The sequence below is a fragment of the Streptomyces sp. NBRC 110035 genome (genome assembly GCF_000829695.1).
In the GTDB taxonomy this organism is placed as follows: Bacteria; Actinomycetota; Actinomycetes; order Streptomycetales; family Streptomycetaceae; genus Streptomyces.
In genome coordinates, this window is the sequence record NZ_BBNN01000016.1 from 1 (window position 1) to 20,725 (window position 20,725).

Here is a 20,725-nt window from a genome sequence, read left to right on the forward strand (position 1 = left end):
CTCCGCCACGTCGATCGTGTCGGCCAGCCAGGACGGGGCCGCGGACGCGAGGGCCTCCAGAGCCGCGCGGACGCTCTCCCCGGCCAGCTCCGTGCGGTTCAGGTCCCGTACCGCGCTGATGACATGGGTGGCGTCGGTGCGCTGCTTGCCGCCGGCGGCCACCAGGTCGGCCTCCTTGCAGTGCTCCAGCAGCCGGTCGAACACGGCGCGCTCCAAGCCGTGTTCGGCAAGGCGGGCGCGGAAGCGGGGCAGCACTGTGTGGTCGAAGCCGGTGTCGGCGAGCTCCATCCCGAGGGCGTACTTCCAGTCGATGGCCCGCACCGCCATGGCCGCGGCCTGCCGGTCGGTCAGGTTCTCGGCGAACTGCAGCACCGTCACCAGCGACAACACACCCGGCGACAGCCCCGGGGCGCCGCGCGTACCGAACGCCCCGGCGAACGGCTGATCGGTGAAGACCCCGCCGAGGTGGTCGCGCACGCGTATCGCCAAGCTCCCCTTGGGCAACGCCTTACGGGCCACGGCCGCGGTCTGCTCGGGGACCGGCGGCAGGTCCTTGGGACGCATCGACATCTCTCACCCCTGCGGCCGTGGACGGAGGAAACGCCCCGCAGGAACGATCATGCCGCAACCACCAGACGCACAGTCAGGAATTGCGCACCAGAGTCGTCTTTCAGTCGGGAGGCGACCGGGCCGTAGCAGACGTAGTAGGCGATCTCACTCGGGTCGCTGACGCTGCGTCGGGCCAGCACCCAGTGCCCGAAGCCGTTCTCCCAGGACGGGCGGATCGCGACACGCGCCCAGTCGTACATCCGCTCACCATGCGCGCCGGCCCCGCCGGAGATCCGTTTCCACCGCTGGCGGGACAACGCGGCGACCAGCTGGTCCACCCGCGCGTCCGCGCCGTGCGCAGTGATCACGGTGTCGTTGACCTTCGTGGCCAGCACGTGCGCGACCCGACGTTCCTCCAGCCACACTCGCAGGTGCTTGACCTGCCCGTATGCCTCGTCAGCGGTGACCCACGCGAACGGGACACCCGCATCGATGGCGCGTTGCAGCATCCACTTGAAGTGCTCGTTCTTGGTCGCGAAGGGGACCTCGTCGTCGATCCCGGCCGCGCGGCAGCGGTCACGGTCATCCGTCCAGGAGACGGGGATGTAGAGCTCGCGGTCGATCAACGCCCGCCCCCTGGCAGAGGCGTAGGCCAGGAATGTTCCTATCTGGCTGTTCTCCGTGCGGCCGGCTGTGCCGGTGTACTGACGCTGGACACCGGCGGACTTGGTGCCCTTCTTCAGGAAGCCGGTGTCGTCACCGATCAGCACCGCGTCCTTGGCACCGATGGTCTCCACGACGAAGTCCCGCACATCGTCACGGACCGCGTTCTCATCCCAGTCGGAGTGGTTGAGCAGGCGCTGGACGCCGTCGGGGCGCAATTGCCCGACCTGCTCCGACAGCGTCCACCCGTTCTTCTTCTCAAGCGGCGCGAGCAACCCGTTCAGGTAGTCCGACGCCCGCTCGCGGGGCTCCGACCTGCCGAAACGGTGGGCGAACCGGGCGTGGAACCCGGCTATCCCCTCGGACCACGACTCAATCTGCTCCACCGTCAACGATTCATCGCACAGTCGGTACAACGAGCCAATCGAGCACCTGTCACGGCAGCTGCGGTTGCAGTACTAGGTGACTGGTGTTAAGTGACGCGTCCCGGGGTGTACCGGTTCGCAGTGGAGGCGTCAGAGCGTTGTCGCCCGCTGGAGGTGTGGCCGTTCGGCAAGTGGCCCGTGCCCGTCCTGAAGCCCGTTCAGGGCGCTGTGCGGCGGTGACGAGCTGCTCGTGTGTCCCTGAGCCCCCCTCGGAGCGGTCAGCCGGTGGAGATCGCCCAGTTTCCACGTCCTGTGGACATGATTCCGAGCACGCCGAGCCGAGCGATGTTGACGGCGGCGGCCAGCAGGGAGAAGTCGGCGCCGACTTTGGCCCGGCCGCGTACTCGAGCCCGGCGTCCGCCGTGTCGTCGCCGCATAAGGTGGGCGATCTTGCGTTCGACCTTGGGCCGGGTGGCTCGGTAGGCGGCCAGCCAGGCGGGGTCGGAACTGCGTGCCCGGCCCCGGGCCAGGTGCTCCTCGTGCGGGCCGATGCTGATCACGCGGCCGTCCCTGGCCGTAGTGCACTGGGCCGACAGCGGGCAGGCGGCGCAGGCGGCCCCGAAGCGGGCCACCCCGCCGCCGTCACGCTGCGGGCGGATCGCGGCGCTCACCTATCGGGCAGGTGCCCTGCCCCGCTTCCAGGTCGATGGTGAAGGCGTCCTTGGACAACCGTCCGCCCGGTGCGTTGGCCGCCTGCACCTTGACCATGACGTCGACGCCGGCATCGGCCAGTTCGGCCAGCAGCGGCCCGGTCCCGTAAGCGGCATCACCGTAGACCTCGACCTGCTCCTCCTCGACCTGCTCGTCCGGGGCGGGCGAGGGGAGGATGTCGGCCATAAGCCCGGCGGCGGGCTCGGCGTCACCGACGTTGCCCGCACTGACCGCGGTCGCGGTGATGACCTCGCTGTCGGGGTCCTCGGCCACGTGGCCCTTGTAGCCGTCGAAGGACCGGCTCACGGTCTTGTGCCCGTGCCGGGCCTCGGGATCGACCGTGGAGATGACCCGGTCCCTGGCCACCTTGCGGGCGATCCGGAAGACGCCCCGGTCCTGGTCCTGCTCCAGGTCCTGGCCCAGCACGGTGGCCAGCAGGCGCGCGGCCTGGTCCACCTGCTGCTCCAGCACCCGGCCCTCCAGCACGGCCAGCAGCGCATACCCATCGCGCGCCCGTGAATCGATCATGGCTTCCCGCTCGGCCGCATCCGTCCAGTCGATGGCCGGCTTGGCCGTGCTGGTGTAGGCGTCCCCGCTGGAGATCACCGCCCGCAGCTGGGCCCGCAGCACATGATCGGCAGCCCGCAGCAGGCCTCGTACAGCCGAACGGATCAGCGTGATGGTGTCCTGCGTGGCCACCGCGTCATAGATCGGCGCCGAGTCCAGCACCCGCCTGCGGCCGACCAGCCCCGCCTGAGCGGCCACTTCCACCGTCCGCTCGAAGATCCGGTCCGGGCGGGCGGAAGCGGCCAGCCGCGCACGCATGTCCACCAACACCGTGTGCACGAACCCCGGATGATCGAAATCCAGCCCGCCGGCGGCGTACTTCCAGCGCACGTCAAAGGCGAACCGTTCGACCGCTTCACGATCGGACAGGCCCTCCAGACGCTGCAGGACCATCACGACTGCCACGATCATCGGCGGCACCGACCTGCGGCCGTCCTCGGCGAACAGATCCGCGAACATCTCATCGGGGAACAACGCCCGGCACTCGCGGTGCAGCACCGCGTAGATCGAGTTCGACGCCAGCCGACCCTCGCAGAAACCCGCCGTGGAGGAGAGCAACCCCGGCTGCATCGGAGTCCGGCCCACTGCCATCGCTCAACCTCTCCCCACACCCGGCGACCAACACCCGGCAGCCTGGCACAGGTCGAAGACCCGACGCGAGCTCACACGATTAACACCAGTCACCTAGTGCCCCTCCCGGCAATGTTTGCCCCGTCGCGCCGCCCAGCACACACGCTCGCCGCGTTGGCCAAAAGCCCTGGTAGCTCCGCTACAAGGACTTCCGGCCGCCGTGCGATCGCACGCACCGGACGACGCTCCCTATGGGGCAAACATTGCCGGTCACGGCACTAGGAACGGCCGCAGGCGGCCCCCCTGGGGGAGTAACCGCCCGCGGGGTCCGTCAGGCCGACGGGAGGTGGCGGTCCAAGTACAGCCGCAGGTGCTCCGCCGTGTGCGAGTGCGGCGCGCGGAGGAGTTCGGCGGGCGTGCCCGTGAAGACGATCTCGCCGCCGGTGTTGCCACCCTCGGGGCCGAGGTCGATGACCCAGTCCGCCTGGGAGACAACGGCGAGGTCGTGCTCGATGACGACGACCGTGTTGCCCCGGTCGACGATCCGGTTGAGCAGGCCGAGCAGCCTGTCGATGTCCGACAGGTGCAGGCCGGTGGTCGGCTCGTCGAGGATGTAGACGGTGCCCGAGCCGGAGAGCCGGTCGGCGAGCTTGAGCCGCTGGCGCTCGCCGCCGGAGAGGGTCGCGAGCGACTGCCCGATGCCGAGGTAGCCGATGCCGGTCTCCATCAGGGAGCCGACCCGGGTGCGCAGCGGGCCTGACGGGAAGAACTCGGTGGCCTCCTCCGCCGACATCTCCAGCACATCGGCGATGCTCTTGCTGCGCACCCGGTGGCGGAGCACCGACTCCTTGAAGCGGCGGCCCTCGCAGCTCTCGCAGTGGGTGGTGACCGGGTCCATGTAGGCGACCTCGGTGATGAGGACGCCGCGGCCCTCGCACTCCTCACAGGCGCCCTTGGAGTTGAAGCTGAAGAGGCCGGCGTCCTCGCCGCTCGCCTTGGCGAAGAGTTTCCGGATCGGGTCCATCAGCTTGAGGTAGCTGGCCGGGGTGGAGCGGGAGGAGCGCGCGATGGACGACTGGTCGACGAAGACCGCGTTCGGGTACTGCGCGCGGAAGGCGTGGGCGATCAGCGAGCTCTTGCCGGCGCCGGCGACGCCGGTGACGGCGGTGAGGACGCCGGCCGGGATCTCGGTGGAGACGTTCTTCAGGTTGTGCACGGTGGCATCGCGGACCGGCAGGGTCCGGCCGAAGGGGCGCGGGGTCTCCTTGAGCCCGCCGATGCGCCGCAGCCCCTGCCCGGTGAGGGTGTCGGTGTCCTTCAGCTCGGCGTGGCTTCCCTCGAAGACGACCGTGCCGCCGTGCACGCCGGCCCGCGGGCCGATCTCGACGACGTGGTCGGCGACGGCCATCACGTCGGGGTCGTGCTCGACGACGAGGACGGTGTTGCCCTTGTCACGCAGCGCCCGGATCAGTTCGTTGAGCCGGCTGACGTCGCGTGGGTGCAGACCGACGCTGGGCTCGTCGAAGATGTAGGTGAGGCCGGTGAGTTCGCTTCCGAGGTGGTTGACGAGCTTGAGGCGCTGGCCCTCGCCGCCGGAGAGGCTGGAGGTGGAGCGGTCGAGGGTGAGGTAGCCCAGGCCGATCGACTCGATCTGCTCCAGCGTTTCGCGGATGGTGGTGACGAGCGGCGTGTCCAGCCGTTCCTGGAGCGCGGAAACGACGGCGATGAGGTCGCTGACCTGCATCTGGGACCAGTCGGAGATGTTCCGGCCGTCGATCCGGGTGGCCAGGGCCTTCTGGTTGAGGCGGGCGCCGTCGCAGGTGGGGCAGCGACCCTCGGAGAAGAACTCGGCCGCCGCGTCGCGGGCCGCCTTGCTCATGCCGGCCGAGTCGCGCTTGAGGTGACGGCGGACGAAGCTGTCGACGAGCCCCTCGTACTTGAGGGCCAGGACGTTGCCGTTGGGATAGCTGATCTCGACGGTGCCGCCGCTGCCGTAGAGGAGGGTGTGCAGCTCCTCCTCGGTGTAGTCGGCGATCTTCTTGTCGGCGTCGAGACGCTCGTAGTGGGCGTAGAACTGCCAGCTGGAGCTGCCGACAGTGTGCCCGGGCACCCGGATGGCGCCCTCCGCGATGGACCGCGAGCGGTCGATCATCAGCTCGGGGTTGGGGCGGCGGGCGCGGCCGAGCCCCTCGCACTCGGGGCACATGCCCTTGGGGTCGTTGAAGGAGTACAGCCAGGTCTGGCCGAGGCCGTCGCCGCCGTGGTTGGCGAAGAGGACGCGCATCACGGTGTAGACGTCGGTGACGGTGCCCACGGTCGAGCGGGCGTTGCCGCCGAGGGGGCGCTGGTCGACGACGACCGGGGTGGTGATCTTCGTGACGGCGTCGACATCCGGGCGCTCGAATTTGGGGAGGTCGTGCCGGATGTTCCACGGGAAGGTGGCGTTGAGCTGCCGCTGGGCCTCCACGGCGACGGTGTCGAAGACCAGGGAGGACTTACCGGATCCGGAGACGCCGACGAAGACCGTGATCCGGTTCTTGGGGATGACGAGGGAGACGTTCTTGAGGTTGTTCTCCCGGGCACCGACGACCTGGATGCCCTCGTCCGGTGAGGTGGGCGGCGTCTGGTTCACGAATGGTCCTCTCTGCGGCGTATGACGTGGCGTCGTGGGACGGACGCCCTGTGGTGCGGCGTCGTCGCCCCTTCGGACTCACCGCAGCTGGGCGCGGACGGCCTTCAGCAGGGCGGGGTCCTGGGGGTCGACCGTGGGCGCGAAGCGGCCCACGGGGTGGCCGGCGGCGGAGACGAGGAACTTCTCGAAGTTCCAGCGCACGTCGCCGGTCTGGCCCTCCGCGTCGGCGAGCGGCGTGAGGGCCGTGTAGAGCGGGTGCCGGCCGGCTCCGTTGACCTCGGTCTTCTCCGTGTGGGGAAAGGTGATCCGGCGTACGGAGCACTGGGCGGCGATCTCCTCGGCAGTGCCCGGTTCCTGCTCGCCGAACTGGTTGCAGGGCACGCCGACGACGACCAGGCCGTCCGCCCGGTGGTTGTGCGCGAGCGCCTCCAGGGCGGGGTACTGGTCGGCGGCGAGCGCGCACCCGGAGGCGACGTTGACGATGAGAAGGGGGTTGCCCCGGTGGCGGGAGAGCAGGTCGGGGGTCCCGTCGAGTCCGGCGATGGCGATGTCGAAGAAGGTCATGTCCGCACGCTAGGACGGGTCGGTCCGGGGCCGGTCGACTCCGCCTCGCGGGGCTCTCGGCACCCGCTCGACGGGGTGGTCCTCCCGGGCCCCGTGTCGGGGGCCCGGGAGGCGGGGCGGGGTGCGGGCTGGTTCGGGGGATACCGGCCCGCACCCTGGTCGGGGTCCGTTACCGGCTCAGGGAGCGGTACTTGCGGACGGCGAGCGGGAAGAACACCAGGGAGATCAGGAGCGGCCAGACGAACGACATGAGCATGGCGTTCTCGGCGATCCAGGAGGTGCCCCCGACGCCCGGGTTGCCGAAGAGTTCACGGGTGGCGTGGGCGGTGGAGGAGAGCGGGTTCCATTCGGCGATCGTGCCGAGCCAGCCCGGCATCATCTCCGGGGAGGCGAAGGTGTTGGCGACGATGCCGAGCGGGAACAGCAGCGTGTAGACGGCGGAGGTCGCCTCCGGGGAGCTGATGACGAGGCCGAGGTAGATGCCGACCCAGAGCAGCGCGAACCGGAGCAGGAGGAGCAGGGCGAAGCCGCCGAGCGCCGGGGCGAAGCCGTCGTGCCAGGACCAGCCGACGATGGCGCCGCATCCCATGAGGATGACGAGGACCACGGTGCTGTACAGCATGTTCACGATGGACTGGCCGAGGACGACCGATCCGGCGGACATGGGCATGGAGCGGAAGCGGTCCGTGACGCCCTTGGAGGCGTCGGCGGTGACGCCGGCCATCGTCTCGCCGATGCCGAAGGCCATCGACATGACGAACATGCCGGGCATCAGGTACTCCATGTAGTTCCCGCCACCCTCGACCTGCATCCCGCTGCCGAAGATGCCGCCGAAGAGCAGCACCATCAGGATCGGGAAGGCGAGCCCGGCGAGGATCTGGGTGGGGTTGCGGGCCCAGTGGGAGAGTCCGCGGAGGGTGAGCGTCCAGGAGTCGGCGAGGACCCAGCCCAGCTTGACGACCGGATTGGTCGGCACCTCGGGGGCGATGATCGCGGTCATGAGGAGATGACCTCCTTGTTGCGCTGCTCGGCGGAGACGGCAGCCCCGTTGCCGGTCAGGCTGAGGAAGACCTCGTCGAGGGTCGGCCGGCGCAGGGCGATGTCCTCCGCCTCGATGCCGTTCTCGTCGAGGGCGCGGGCGACCGCGGTGAGGGCGGCGACCCGGTCTCTGACGACGGCGCCGACGCGGCGGCTGTCCGCGTCCACGTCGGGGGCGGCGCCGAGGAGCGAGCCGATGATCCGGCCGGCGGCGTCGAGGTCGTGCGGTCTGCGGAGCACGACCTCGATGCGGTCGCCGCCGAGCTTGTTCTTGAGCTGGTCGGGGGTGCCGGTCTGGACGATTCGGCCGCCGTCCATCAGGGAGATCATGTCGGCGAGCTGGTCGGCCTCTTCGAGGTACTGCGTGGTGAGCAGTACGGTGCGCCCGTCGGCGACGAGGCCGCGGACGGACTCCCAGACGTCGTTGCGTCCCCGGGGGTCGAGTCCGGTGGTGGGCTCGTCGAGGAAGAGGACGCCGGGGGCGAGGATGAGGCTGGCGGCGAGGTCGAGGCGGCGCCGCATGCCTCCGGAGTACTGCTTGGCCGGCTTGTCACCGGCCTCCGTGAGGCTGAAGCGCTCCAGCAGCTCGTCGGCGCGGAGCTGCGCGTTGCGCTTGCCGATGTGGTACAGGCGGCCGAACATCACCAGGTTCTGACGGCCGCTCAGGCCCTCGTCGACGGCGGCGTGCTGGCCCAGAAGGCCGATCCGCTGCCGGACCTGGGAGGCCTGGGTGGAGACGTCGTAGCCGGCGACGCGGGCCGTTCCCCCGTCGGCCTTCAGCAGGGTGGACAGCACGCGGACCGCGGTGGTCTTGCCGGCCCCGTTGGGGCCGAGCAGTCCGTAGACCATGCCCCGCGGTACCTCTAGATCGAACCCGGAGAGGGCCTCCTTGTCGTCGTATCTCTTCATGAGAGCCTCGGTCTGGATCGCCAGATCGGCGTCAGCCATGCCCACCCCTTCTTTCAAGGCGCTTGCCTTCGGGTGCTCAAATTTGGGTACCCCGCGAGCATAGGGGAAGGCGCTCCGGATATTCAAGTTTTAGCAAGGCTCGGACGGAAGGGCTCCGCCGGCCTCCCAGTGAGCGCGGTGGGAGGTGTACCAGGCCACCGTCGCGGCGAGCTCGGTGTCGAGCGACCGGCGGGGCGCGTACCCCAGCTCGCGTCGGATCTTGGCGTCGTCCACCGCGTACCGGAAGTCGTGGCCCTGCCGGTCCGCGACCCGCTCCACCAGGTCCCAGTCCCGCCCGCACAAGTCGAGCAGCCGGGTGGTCATCTCCCGGTTGGTGAGCGTGGTGCCGCCGCCCACGTTGTAGATCTCCCCCGCCCGGCCCCGGTCCAGCACCAGCCGTACCGCCTGGCAGTGGTCGTCGACGTGCAGCCACTCCCGCAGGTTCGACCCGTCCCCGTACAGCGGCACCGGCAGCCCGTCGAGGAGCCGGGTGGTGAAGCGCGGGATCAGCTTCTCCGGGTGCTGCCCAGGACCGTAGTTGTTGGCGCACCGGGTGATCCGCACGTCGAGCCCGTGGGTACGGGCGTACGCGCGGGCGAAGAGGTCCGCGGACGCCTTCGACGCCGCGTACGGCGAGTTGGGGAGCAGCGGCTCCTCCTCGGTCCAGCGCCCCTCGGCGATCGACCCGTACACCTCGTCCGTGGAGACCTGGACGAAGACCCGGGTGCCGTGCCGCAGGGCGGCGTCCAGCAGCGCCTGGGTGCCGAGCACATTGGTGCGGACGAACGCCTCGGCGCCCTCCACCGAGCGGTCCACGTGCGATTCCGCGGCGAAGTGCACCACGGCGTCGTGACCCGGCATGATCTTGTCCAGCAGCGCCGTGTCACAGATGTCGCCGCGGACGAAGTCCAGCCGCGGGTGGCCGAGGGGCAGGTTGTTCAGGGTGCCCGCGTAGGTCAGCCGGTCCAGCGCGGTCACCCGGTCGTCCTCGCGCTCCGGCCAGCCGCCGTCCAGCAGCGAGCGCGCGAAGTGCGAGCCGATGAAGCCGGCCGCTCCGGTCACCAGGATGTTCACGCCCGTTCCCTCCTGTCGTACGGCGGGCGGGCGGGAGATCCCGTCCACCACACCCGCACCGCCGTGTGGTCCGTCAGTGCCCGGCGGTCGCCGGGCGATGCCGTGCTGTCAGTTTCTCGATGGCCGGCACCACTTCGTTGGGGGTCGGCGCCATCATCATCGACCGGCGCAGCCGCCGCGCCCCGTCCCGGTAGAACGGGTCGTCCAGCACCCGGACGAGCTTGTCGCGGAGCACGTCCACCGTCAGCCCTTCCGAGTGCAGGTGCAGGCCGGCGCCCAGGTCCTCCAGGCGTTGGGCCCGGTAGATGGCGTCCCACATCCAGCCGAGCGCCACCTGCGGCACGCCGTAGGCGGCTGCCGTCGCCCAGGTGCCGGCGCCGCCGTGGTGGACGATCGCCGAACAGGTCGGCAGCAGCGCCAGCATGGCGACGTGGTCGACCACCCTGACGTTGTCCGGGACCTTGGAGACGCCGGCCACTTCGGTCTCGCTCAGGGTGGCGACGACCTCCACGTCCAGGTCGCCGACCGAGGCCAGCACCTCGTCGAGGTCGATGGCGTTCGGGAACTCCGTGTCACGGATCGTCAGCCCCAGGGTGAGACAGACCCGGCGCCGCTCCGGCGGCTCGCGGAGCCACTCCGGGACGACGGCCGGACCGGGCCCGTTGTACGGGACGTACCGCATGGGCAGCCGGGGCAGGCCCAGCTCCATCCGCACCCCGGCGGGCATCTGGTCGACCGACCACTGCCCGGTGACGACGTCGGGGTCGAAGGCGGCCCCGTGCCGGTCGAGGGTGTACGTGAGCCACTCCTCCATCGGGTCGTCGCGCAGCTCCGGCGGCAGCTCCGCCTCACGGCGGCGCAGCTCCAGGTGCGTGCGGGCGAACAGGTCGGGGAAGGCCAGCAGCCGGGCGTGGGCCGCCCCCGTGGCCTTGGCCGCGACGGCCCCGGCGAAGGTGAACGGCTCCCAGAGGACCAGGTCGGGCCGCCAGTACCGGGCGAACTCCACCAGCCCGTCGATCATCGACTCGTTGTTGATCTGCGGGTAGAAGGTCGACGTCAGGATCGCGTTGGAGGCCCGCAGGTAGTCGGTGCTCAGCCGCTCGGGCCGGTTCTCCAGGTAGTCGCGGTCCAGGTGGTGCAGGAGCATCCCGTACCCGACGGTGCGGATGACGTCATCCATGCGGTGGTCGTCGCCCACTGGCACGGCGGTCAGCCCGGCCCGGGTGATGGACTCGATCGCGCCGGGCTGGCTGGCGACCCGCACCTCGTGGCCGGCGGTGCGCAGCGCCCAGGCCAGCGGCACGATGCCGTTGAGATGGGCGTCCTGGGCGAACGCGGTCAGCAGTACGCGCACCGGGCGTCTCCTTCCGTGGTGGCCGACGGGCGGATCATGCGACGACAGGGAAGCGCAGCACGCCGCGCAGGACGGCGGAACGGGCCCGGCGCAGCACCGCGGCGCCGATCCGCAGGGCCGGCCGCTGCTCGGCGAGGACGCGGACGGCCGCCTCGGTCTGGATCCGCACCAGGTCGGCGGTGACGGCGTCGGCCGGGCCGCCGGTACGGGTCAGCGAGAGGCCCCCGGGGCGCTCCGGGTCGAAGGCGTCGGGGTCCTGGAACACCTCCGGGTCGCGGTTGGCCGCGTCGACGAGGACGACGATCCGCCGGCCCTCCTCGACGGTCCCCCCGTCGAGTTCGACGGCCTCGCGGGCGATCCGGCTCTCGAAGCGGAGCGGCGGCGCGAGCCGCAGCGCCTCCCGGACGGCCCCGGCCGCGAAGGACGGGTCGCGGGTCAGGCGCTCCCACTGACCGGGGTGGGCGAGGAGGGTCTCCACCGCGTTGCACACGGCGGTCGCGGTGGTCTCGACACCGATGACGACGGCGAGCACTCCGATCGCGACGGCGTCCTCCGGGTCCGCTCCGGCCAGCCCGGCGAGGCCGGTGGCGCGGCCGGAGGCGACCAGGGAGGCCAGCTCCTCGGAGAGCGCGGTCTCGGCCTCCAGGAAGGCGCGGGCGGCGGGGAGCTGCTGCGGGCAGTGGCCGGCGTCGAAGGCGGTGGCCAGCCCGGCGTGCAGCTCGGCCAGCCGCCCACGGCCGCCGGCCGGCAGCCCGAGCAGTTCCGCGACCACGGTGAGCGCGGCTGGGACGGCGACGTCCCGGTACAGGTCGAAGCGAGCACCGGCGCTCGCGACCGCCTCCCGGTAGGCGCGCTCCACGTCGGCGGTCCGGCCGGCCAGCGCGCCCGCGCCGAGGAGCGGGGCGGCGATCCGCGCGAGCCGTTCGTACGCGGCGGGTTCGAGGTTGAGGCGGGCGTCGTCGACGGGGACGACGTGGCAGAGCAGCGGGTCCTCCCAGACGTCGACGCCCGGGTGGTGCTGCGGGCCCTCCTCCGCGTGGCGCGCGGAGAAGCGGGGGTCGCCGAGGATCCGCGCGCCGAGCGCGTGGCTCGCGGTGACCCACGCGCCGGCCGCACTCTCGTGCAGGCCCTGCTCGCGGGCGCGCGCGCCGTGGCTGAGCGGGTCGTCGTCGCCGGCGCGGAGGATCAGGGCGAAGGGGTCGCCCTGGGCGCCGAAGATGAACTGGACACCTCGGATGGTCAGCAGGTGGCGGCCCAGCTCGCTGTTGGTCTGCTTGGTCAGCATGACACCGTCCTGGGAAAGGACCCTCGGGTCCGTGGGTGGGCAGGTCTGTTACGTGGCACACAGGTCTGGTGCGCTCTGCGGTTCATACTCTGGTTGGATGCGATCCACGGCGTATGCGTGGAGATGGCGGGAAGGTCGCTTCCGACGCTAACCGCGCCGCCTCCAGGGGCACTCGACGCGAGCTACACCCCGCCGGGCCCGGCCGTCCGTCCGGGCCGGAGCCGTTCGGCCGCGGCGCGCACGGCGGCGAGGTCGGCCTCGGGCGGGCCGGCCGCGGGCGGCAGCAGCGGGACGGCGGCGGACCGGCCGGAGCGGACGGCGGGGTGGCGGCGCGCCAGCTGGGAGAGGCCCTGGCCGGGTCCGGCCTCGACGAGGACGAGGTCCCGTCCGTCGAGGAGGGCGTCGAGGGCGGGCCAGAAGAGGACCGGGTCGAGGGGCTGCCGGGACCAGAAGCCGGGCTCCTTCGCCTCGGCGGGCGTCAGGTAGCGGGCGGTGTAGCCGGACATGACGGGGATGGCGGGGTCGCCCACCGGCAGGGCGGCGATCAGGTCGTCGGCGCCCTCCATGGCGGGGGCGAGCGCCGGGCTGTGGAAGGCGGTAAAGGAGGCCACCGGCCGCACCACGAAGCCGGCGGCCCGCAGCTCCTCGGTGGTGGCGCGCAGCGGTCCGGCGAGTCCGGCGAGGACGGTCTGGCGCACGGCGTTGACGGCCGCGACGACGACCTCGCCGCCGAGCAGCGGGGCGAGTTCCTCCGGGGAGGCGGCGACCGCGACCATGCCGCCGGGCGGGGCGTCCGCGAGCCGGGTGACCCGGTCGTGGACGAGGGCGGCGGCGTCCCGCAGGGTGAAGATCCCGGTGAGGACGGCGGCGGCGACCTCGCCGATGCTGTGGCCGAGCAGCGCGACGGGGCGGATGCTCCAGTCGAGGACGAGCCGGCCGAGGGCGTAGTCGACGGCGAAGAGCAGCGGCTGGGAGCGGGTGACGTGGCCGGTGACCGCGCTGTCGCGGCAGTCGAGCCAGTCCTCGCGCAGGCCGGCTGTCCGGAGGCCGAGTGGGCCGGGGGCGGCGAGCGCGGCGAGGGCCTCGTCCATGGCGTCGGTGAAAACGGGTTCGACTCCGTGGAGTCCGGCGGCCATGCGGACGTGCTGGGAGCCCTGGCCGGGCAGCAGCAGGGCGACGGGGCGGTCGCCTGACGGTCCGGCGGTCTCCGCCGTGTGGTCGGTCATCGGTCCCTCCAGGTCGGCCGGGTGAGGATCTCGACGACGGCGCAGGACCAGCTGAAGCCGGCGCCGACGCCGAAGAGGAGGCAGGTGTCGCCGGGCCGGAGGGCGCCTCCGGAGACGAGATGGTCGAGGCCGGCGAATGGGTCGCCGGCGCCGAGGTGGCCGACGGTGCGGCTCCACGACCAGGTGGTGCGTTCGGGGTCGATGCCGAACTTGGCGAGGTAGGCGACGTGGAGCCGGCGGTGGCCGAGATGGGGCAGGACGAAGCGGTCGATGTCGGCGAGCCCGAGTCCGGCCTCGGCGAGCGCCTGCTTGACCACCGTCTCCTGGCCCGCGGAGACCCGGGCGACGGCCGGGGAAGTGCCGTACCGGGCGAGGAAGTCCCGCTTGTGCGCCTCCAGGTCGACGACGGGCCGGTGGCCGAGCGGGGCGGCCGCGAAGGGGTCGTCGCCGCGGTGCATGCCCTCCAGGTCGGGGGCGGAGACGGTGGCGACGGAGCGGACCCGGGCGAAGCCGGGGTGCCGGGAGACGACGAGGGCGGTGCCGCCGTCGGCGTAGACGGTGCCGGGGTCGCTGCGCCAGCGGTCGAAGCCGGGCGGGCAGAAGCGGTCGCCGGTGGTGAGGAGGGCGCCGGACCGTCCGGGGGCGGCGGCGAGGTAGGCCCAGGCCAGGTCGAGGGCGGCCATGCCGCCGTTGGAGACCTGGCGGATCTCTATCGCCGGGCAGTGGTTCCCGACGGAGTGGTGCTGGACGTACGAGGCGGGCGCCCAGATGTCGAAGCCCTGGTGGTAGAAGCTGGCGTGCAGCACCAGGTCGATGTCGGCGGGGCCGGCGTCGGCCCGGGCGAGCGCGGTGCGGGCGGCCCGGGCGGCCATCTCGGGGCCGGCGTCGCCGGCGGAGACGGTGACCGACTCCATACGGGTGGCGCGGGCGACGGCCGGGTCGCAGCGGCCGTTGGCGACGGCGTCGGAGATCCGTTCGGCGGGCGGCAGCCAGGTGCCGGTGCCCTGGATGTACAGCTCCCCGGTGTTCACGCGGCGGCTCCGGCGGAGACTGCGTGGCCCGCGGAGCGGACGACCAGGGCGCTGTTGAAGCCGTGGTGGCCGCGGGCGAGGACCAGGGCGGCGGTGCCCGTGACGGGGCGCGGCCGGTCCGTGACCAGGTCGAGGCCGTACGCGTCGGGCACCCGGTCGACGTTGACCGTGGGCGGGGCGAGTCCGTCGCGCAGGGCGAGCAGGGCGGTGACGACGTCGAGCGGTCCGGCGCCGGAGTAGAGGCGGCCGGTGCCCGTCTTGGGCACGGTGACGGGGACGCCGCGGGGGCCGAAGACCTCGGTGAGCACGGCGGCCTCGGCGGCGTCCGGTTCGGGCAGACCGGCGCCGTCGGCGAGGACGAGGGCGATCTCCCCGGGGTCCGTGCCGGCGTCGGCGAGGGCCTGTTCGACGGCGCGCCGCAGGGTCGGCGGGCGGCCGGACCCGGGGCGCGGGTCGAAGGTGGAGCCGAAGCCGGCGATCTCGCCGTACGGGTGACGGCCGCGTTCCCTCGCGTGCTCGGCGCTCTCCAGGACTAGCATGGCGCCGCCCTCGCCGGGGAGGTGCCCGGTGGCGCGGCCGTCGAAGGGGCGGTACGCGCCGGGGCTGAGCCGGCCGCCGGCGAGCTGGGCTGCCATGCCGTACGGGCAGAGCGAGCAGTCCATGCCGCCGGAGAGCATCAACCGGGTACCGGAGCGGATCTGGCGGCGGGCGTGGGCGATCGCGTCGAGGCCGCCGGCCTGTTCGCCGACGTAGACGCCGGTGGGGCCGCTGAGTCCGTGCCGGATGGAGATCTGGCCGGTGTTGACGGCGTAGAACCAGGCGAAGGACATGTAGGCGCTGACCTTCTTGGGGGACTCCCCCCACAGGTGCTGGAGTTCGCGCTGTCCGAAACCGAAGCCGCCGGAGGCGCTGGCGGTGACGACCCCGCGGTCCAGCGGGGGGATGGTGTCCAGGTCGACGGCCGCGTCGGCGACGGCCCAGTCGGCGGCGGTGAGGGCGAACTGGGTCATGCGGTCGGTCTGCGGGACGAGCCGGCTGGGCAGGTGGTCGGCCGGGTCGAAGCCGGTGACCTCGCCGGCGTGCCGGGTGGGGTAGCAGTCGGGGTCGAAGGCGCGGATGCGGCGGATGCCGGACTCGCCGCGGAGGGTGGCCGCCCAGTAGCGGTCGAGTCCGAGGCCGGTGGGGGCGACGACGCCCATGCCGGTGACGACGACGCTCATGCGGCCCTCCCCTCGGGGAGGCGCAGGACCATGGCGCTCTGGAAGCCCCCGAAGCCGCTGCCCACCGTGAGGGCGGTGTCCATGCGGGTCTCCCGGGCGTGCAGCGGCACGTAGTCCAGGTCGAGCTCGGGGTCGGGGTCGTGGAGATTGGCGGTGGGCGGGATGACGCCGTGGGCGAGGCCGAGGGCGGTGGCGGCGATCTCGATCGAGCCGATGGCGCCCAGGGAGTGGCCGATCATCGACTTGATGGAGCTGACCGGGACGCGGGCGGCGTGGGTGCCGAGGGCACGCTTGAGGGCGGCGGTCTCGTGCACGTCGTTCTGCTTGGTGGCGGTGCCGTGGGCGTTGACGTAGCCAAGGGCGTCGGCGGGGAGCCGGGCCTCGGCGAGGGCGTCGGTGACGGCGGCGGCCAGTTCCCGTCCGTCGGGGCGGAGTCCGGTCATGTGGTAGGCGTTGCCGTGGGAGGCGTAGCCGGCGATCTCGGCGTAGACGCGGGCGCCCCGGCGGCGGGCGGCGGTCAGCTCCTCCAGGACGAGGACGGCGGCGCCCTCCCCGAGGACGAAGCCGTTGCGGGTCCGGTCGAAGGGGCGGAGTGCGGTCGCCGGGTCGTCGTTGCGGGGCGAGGTGGCGCGGATGGCGTCGAAACAGGCGACGGTGATCGGGGAGATCGGGGCGTCGGTCGCTCCGGCGATCATCACGTCGACGGCGCCCTCGCGGATGAGGGCGGCGGCGTGGCCGACCGAGTCGAGGCCGGACGTGCAGCCGGCCGAGACGACGGTGCAGGGGCCTTCGGCGCCGGCGGCCCAGGCGAGTTCGGCCGCCATGGAGCTGGGCACGAACTGGTCGTAGAGGCGGCTGCCGGCGGCGGCGTGGTCGACCAGCCACTCCTGGCCGCCGCCGCTGAGGGCGAGGTACTCCTGCTCCAGCTTCTGGGTGCAGCCGACGGCGCTGCCGAGGCTGACGCCGGTGCGGTGGGCCTGGTCGGGGTCGGTGGCGAGGCCGCTGTCGGCGACCGCCTCCCGCAGCGCGGCGAGGGCGAACTGGGCGGCGCGGTCGAGCTGTTCGACATGCTCGCCGACGAGGCCGTGCTCGACCGGGTCGAAGTCGCACTCGGCCGCGATCCGGGAGCGGAAGGGGGCTGGGTCGAAGAGGCTGATGGTCCGGGTGGCGGTGCGGCCGGCGGTGACGGTGTCCCAGAACTGTTTGGTACCGATGCCGCCGGGGGCGATCACGCCGATGCCGGTGATGGCGACGCGCCGCGTCATCGGGTCTCCGCGGTGACGCTGCGGCGCTCGACGTAGAGGTTCGAGCTGCTGGTGCTGATCGCCCGCAGGGCCTGGGCGTGCGGGACGAATCCGGCGTCGGTGACGGCGGCGCGGAAGGCGGACGGGTCGGCCCAGCGGGCGATGTTGACGTACCGGTCGGGCTCGTCCACGTGGCGGACGAGGGTGTAGCCGAGGAAGCCGGGCCGGTCCTCCAGGAACCGGGCGGTGCGGGCGAAGACCTCCTCGAACTTCTCGGGGGTGGTGTGGAGGGTGAAGCTGTTGACGAAAGTGGCCGGGCCGCTCGTGGTGGGGCCGGGCTGCTCAGCTGACATGGCAGCGCTCTCCTCATCGTCCGGGACTCCGGCGGCGACTGTGCCGGGGGAGGAGCTGCCACCCTCGGCGACGTGGCTCGCGGGGCCCTAGCGGAGGCCTAGAAGACGGCTGGATGAAGCCCTTGCGTCAGCGGTAGGTGCGGCCCACGGGGAGGGCGGTGCCGAGGTCGCGGCGCCATGCCTGGCGCAGCCCGGCGGCGGCGGCCGTGGTGTCCCAGCCGGCGAGGTCGTCGGAGCGGTAGTGGAGGACGTCGGCGCCGGCGCGGCGGGGCAGGGCGCGGCCGGCGACGATCTCGCCGAGGGCGAGGCAGTCGGGCGTGCCGGCGTCGGGGACGGCGGAGGCGCGGCCGGCGGGGGCGAGGCGGACGCTGCGGATGGTCGGGCGAGCGGGCCGGGGTGGGAAGGCCTGGCGGGTGGTGTCGGTCTGGTCGATGAGGAGGGCGCCGGCGGTGAGCCAGTCGGCGCGGACCGGCGGGTGGCCGCCGGTGGCGACGACGACGTCGGCGTGCCGGGCCCCGGTGCGGGGGTCGTCGTCGGCGACGACCTTGAGGCCGGTGTGCCGGCCGGCGGCGAGGGCGAAGTCCTTGGCGCCGGCCCGGTCGCGGCCGACGACGCGGACGACGGCGAGCGAGGGGAGGGCGCGGCGCAGGACGAGGAGACAGGCCCACGCCTGTGCGCCGGCGCCGAAGAGGCCGAGGGCCTGCGGGCCGGGGGGTGCGAGGTAGCGGGCGGCGAGGCCCGAGGGGACGGCGGCGCGCCAGTCGTCGAGGGCCCCGGCGTCGGCGAGGCCGAGGAGCGAGCCGTCGTCGGCGAGGACGAGTTCGACGCGGCCGGTGGCGGGGGCCGCGGGGGCGGGCGGCGAGGGGTCGATCCGGATGGTGGAGCAGCGGCCGAGGGGTCCGGGGACGTCGGGCCGGACGGTGAGCCGTAAGCGGCTGGAAGGGACGCTGACGAGGGTGTCGGCGCCGGGCGGGTGGCGGGATTCGAGGAGCAGTCGCTGGACGTCGGCGAAGCGTTCCTCGAGGAAGCTCTCGTCGTCGAAGACGTCGTCCACGTCCTGCGGGCTCAGCATGATCGGCACGGCGATGTCCTCCTGGGGCCGGCACCATGGATGCACAAACTTGAGTATCACCTGGCGTCCGGCCGTTCTGCCGGTGGGGTCGTCCCCCGGGGACTCAGGAGGCCGGATTCTCCCCGTACATCACGTACGCGCCCGCTTCCAGACGCTCGATCAGGCCCTGGGCCCACGCGGCCTGGCTGGCGGCGCTGTGATCCCAGAGCCCGAGCAGCTCCCGCACGTGGGCGCGGTCCGGCTGCTCGCCCGCCGTCTCGTCGACCCGGTCGGCCACCCCGCCGTGCTCGGCCGCGAGTGACGCGATCCGCTCCTTCAGCAGACCGATCGCCTCCTCGCGACGCAGCGAGGGCAGCAGGACGATCGCTGCCCCGAGCATGTCCGGGCGGTTGTTGCCCTGCCGGAGCGCGTCGCGGAGCAGGCGGAGGAACTCCTCCTCACCCGTCGGCGAGATCTCGTAGTCCACCCGGCCAGGCCAGCCGGCGATGTCGGTGAAGGTCAGCAGCCCTTCCTTGGCGAGCTGACGCAGCGCGTGGTAGATCGAGCCGAACTTGATGTGGGCCCACTCGTCCGCGCCCCAGGAGAGCAGCTCGGAACGTACCAGGTAGCCGTGTGCCTTGCCGTGCATCCGTACGACCCCGAGTACCAGCAATCGTGTGGCTGACATGGTCTCCCTGCTACATGTCCGACGTGATTCCGGGGCGGGACCGGAACCGGCACTCCGCTCGTGGCCGGAGTTCGCCGACCGGATTCCACGGTAGTGCATGACCTGCTGTTCTCCAGGCAGCAGGTACCGGTCAGGGCGGTCCGAGGGCCCCCGGTCGAGCGCCCCTGCAACGACTTTCGACCGCCGTACGAGGAAGCGGGCCGAGGGTGGTGCGGACGTTGGACACAGACAGGTCTTCGCTGGAAACAGGGGTAGGGATGCGGGTACTCTTCACCACCTTCGCCGCCAAGTCGCACATGCACGCGCAGGTGTCGCTGGCCTGGGCCCTGCGGGCCGCGGGACACGACGTCCGGATCGCGAGCCATCCCGATCTCGTCGAGGAGATCACCAAGACGGGACTGACCGCCGTCGGTGTCGGCGAGGAGCTCCACCTCGACGAGCAGATGCAGGAGACCCAGGAGAACATCGGGCAGGACGTCGACCAGCTGGAGAGCCAGGCACAGGTTGGCCTCGACATGAGCGAGACCCGCCCGGAGCGCCTCACCTGGGACTACACGCTGGGCGTGTTCACCGCCATGACCTCCGTGGTCTTCCAGAACTGCTGCTCCGACCGGATGGTCGACGAGCTGGTCGAGCACTGTCGCTCCTGGAAGCCCGACCTCGTCCTCTGGGACACCATGACCTTCGCGGGTGCCGTCGCCGCGATCGCCACCGGCGCCGCCCACGGCCGGGTCCTCTTCGGCATGGACCTGGCGGGCAACATGCGCCAGACCTTCCTGGAGCAGCTCGCCTCCCGGCCGCCGGAGCTGCGCGACGACCCGCTCCGTGAGTGGCTCACCTGGAGCCTGGAGCGGCACGGCGCCTCCTTCGAGGAGGCCGCGGTCACCGGCGACTTCACCGTCTGCCCGATGCCCCAGTCGATGCGTCTCCCCGTCGACCTCGACTACGTGCCGATGCGGTACGTGCCGTACAACGGCCAGTCGACGGTGCCGCAGTGGCTCCAGGAACCGCCGAAGCGCGGCCGCCGGATCTGCCTCACCCTCGGAGTCGCCCACCGCGAGGTGCTCGGCAGCGACCGGGCCTCCATCGGTGACCTGCTGGAGGCGGTCGCCGGGCTCGACGACGTCGAGGTCGTCGCCACCCTCAACGAGAACCAGCTCAAGGACCTCGACACCGTCCCGGACAACGTCCGGGCCGTCGACTTCGTGCCGCTCGACGCGCTCGTGCCGAGCTGCGACGCGGTCATCCACCACGGCGGCGCCGGCAGCTTCGGCACCGCGATGATCCACGGTGTCCCGCAGCTCATCGTCGTCGACGGCGTCTGGGACACCATCAACAAGGCCCGTTACCTCGAAGCCCACGGTACCGGCCTCTACGTGCCGGGCAAGCTCAGCGCCAAGGGCCTGCGCGAGCTACTCGTCCGACTCCTGGAGGAGCCGGAGTTCAAGCGCAACGCCATGGCGCTCCGGCACGAGGCGCTCGCCGCCCCAGCGCCGGCGCAGGTCGTTCCCACGCTGGAGCGGCTCGCCGTCGAGCACCGCCGCCGATGACCGGCCAGACCGCGGACCCGGCGGCGCCCCCGGAAACCCCGA

The 20,725-nt window shown here is 72.2% G+C and carries 18 protein-coding genes and 1 pseudogene; 1 reads left to right on the top strand and 18 read right to left on the bottom strand.

Going from position 1 to position 20,725, the window contains the following annotated elements:
* From TU30_RS02600 to TU30_RS02680, 18 genes and pseudogenes are all read right to left on the bottom strand, one after another.
* Nucleotides 1-570: transposase (locus TU30_RS02600; protein WP_199816814.1), on the bottom strand; the 570-nt coding region annotated here is incomplete at its 3' end.
* A 95-nt stretch (nt 571-665) separates the two neighbouring features.
* Nucleotides 666-1,604, bottom strand: a pseudogene (locus tag TU30_RS02605) (IS701 family transposase); the annotation flags it as partial.
* 251 nt (nt 1,605-1,855) lie between these two features.
* Nucleotides 1,856-2,248, bottom strand: a complete 393-nt coding sequence (locus tag TU30_RS36355) for a transposase (RefSeq protein ID WP_199816815.1) — start codon at nt 2,246-2,248, stop codon at nt 1,856-1,858.
* Nucleotides 2,220-3,446, bottom strand: coding sequence for a transposase (locus tag TU30_RS33540; RefSeq protein ID WP_199816816.1), 1,227 nt, complete (start codon nt 3,444-3,446; stop codon nt 2,220-2,222). The genes TU30_RS36355 and TU30_RS33540 overlap by 29 nt, the downstream gene beginning before the upstream one ends.
* 310 nt (nt 3,447-3,756) lie before the next feature.
* A complete protein-coding gene (locus tag TU30_RS02615) occupies nt 3,757-6,057 on the bottom strand; it encodes an excinuclease ABC subunit UvrA (protein WP_042164015.1) in 2,301 nt (766 codons plus the stop codon).
* A gap of 78 nt (nt 6,058-6,135) precedes the next feature.
* Entirely contained in the window at nt 6,136-6,621 is a 486-nt protein-coding gene (locus TU30_RS02620) for a glutathione peroxidase (RefSeq protein WP_042164017.1), read from the bottom strand.
* A gap of 169 nt (nt 6,622-6,790) precedes the next feature.
* Complete coding sequence (locus TU30_RS02625) at nt 6,791-7,621, bottom strand: ABC transporter permease (protein ID WP_042164018.1); 831 nt, start codon at nt 7,619-7,621, stop codon at nt 6,791-6,793.
* Complete coding sequence (locus TU30_RS02630; RefSeq protein ID WP_042164020.1) at nt 7,618-8,607, bottom strand: daunorubicin resistance protein DrrA family ABC transporter ATP-binding protein; 990 nt, start codon at nt 8,605-8,607, stop codon at nt 7,618-7,620. Before TU30_RS02630 ends, TU30_RS02625 begins: the two co-directional genes overlap by 4 nt.
* 90 nt (nt 8,608-8,697) lie before the next feature.
* Entirely contained in the window at nt 8,698-9,681 is a 984-nt protein-coding gene (rfbB, locus tag TU30_RS02635; protein ID WP_042164021.1) for a dTDP-glucose 4,6-dehydratase, read from the bottom strand.
* A 73-nt stretch (nt 9,682-9,754) separates the two neighbouring features.
* Nucleotides 9,755-11,035 (bottom strand): activator-dependent family glycosyltransferase, encoded by a 1,281-nt coding sequence (locus TU30_RS02640; RefSeq protein WP_042164022.1) that lies wholly within the window; start codon nt 11,033-11,035, stop codon nt 9,755-9,757.
* Nucleotides 11,036-11,069: 34 nt separating this feature from the next.
* The gene (locus TU30_RS02645) at nt 11,070-12,320 is read right to left on the bottom strand and encodes a P450-derived glycosyltransferase activator (protein ID WP_042164023.1); all 1,251 of its coding nucleotides are present in this window, start codon (nt 12,318-12,320) and stop codon (nt 11,070-11,072) included.
* Nucleotides 12,321-12,502: 182 nt separating this feature from the next.
* Nucleotides 12,503-13,546 carry an acyltransferase domain-containing protein gene (locus TU30_RS02650; protein ID WP_042164024.1) on the bottom strand — a complete coding sequence of 348 codons (1,044 nt, stop codon included), beginning with the start codon at nt 13,544-13,546 and terminating at the stop codon, nt 12,503-12,505.
* Nucleotides 13,543-14,577, bottom strand: a complete 1,035-nt coding sequence (locus tag TU30_RS02655) for a ketoacyl-ACP synthase III family protein (RefSeq protein ID WP_042164027.1) — start codon at nt 14,575-14,577, stop codon at nt 13,543-13,545. Before TU30_RS02655 ends, TU30_RS02650 begins: the two co-directional genes overlap by 4 nt.
* Entirely contained in the window at nt 14,574-15,797 is a 1,224-nt protein-coding gene (locus TU30_RS02660) for a ketosynthase chain-length factor (RefSeq protein ID WP_042164029.1), read from the bottom strand. The genes TU30_RS02655 and TU30_RS02660 overlap by 4 nt, the downstream gene beginning before the upstream one ends.
* Nucleotides 15,794-17,062 carry a beta-ketoacyl synthase gene (locus TU30_RS02665; RefSeq protein ID WP_042164030.1) on the bottom strand — a complete coding sequence of 423 codons (1,269 nt, stop codon included), beginning with the start codon at nt 17,060-17,062 and terminating at the stop codon, nt 15,794-15,796. The genes TU30_RS02660 and TU30_RS02665 overlap by 4 nt, the downstream gene beginning before the upstream one ends.
* Nucleotides 17,059-17,394 carry an antibiotic biosynthesis monooxygenase gene (locus TU30_RS02670; protein WP_042164031.1) on the bottom strand — a complete coding sequence of 112 codons (336 nt, stop codon included), beginning with the start codon at nt 17,392-17,394 and terminating at the stop codon, nt 17,059-17,061. Before TU30_RS02670 ends, TU30_RS02665 begins: the two co-directional genes overlap by 4 nt.
* Before the next feature lie 127 nt (nt 17,395-17,521).
* Complete coding sequence (locus TU30_RS02675) at nt 17,522-18,466, bottom strand: hypothetical protein (protein ID WP_234307770.1); 945 nt, start codon at nt 18,464-18,466, stop codon at nt 17,522-17,524.
* 103 nt (nt 18,467-18,569) lie between these two features.
* Complete coding sequence (locus tag TU30_RS02680) at nt 18,570-19,133, bottom strand: PadR family transcriptional regulator (protein ID WP_042164035.1); 564 nt, start codon at nt 19,131-19,133, stop codon at nt 18,570-18,572.
* A gap of 257 nt (nt 19,134-19,390) precedes the next feature.
* Here TU30_RS02680 and TU30_RS02685 point away from each other — a divergent pair, with 257 nt between their 5' ends.
* Nucleotides 19,391-20,683 carry an activator-dependent family glycosyltransferase gene (locus TU30_RS02685; RefSeq protein WP_042164036.1) on the top strand — a complete coding sequence of 431 codons (1,293 nt, stop codon included), beginning with the start codon at nt 19,391-19,393 and terminating at the stop codon, nt 20,681-20,683.
* The last annotated feature ends 42 nt before the right edge of the window (nt 20,684-20,725 follow it).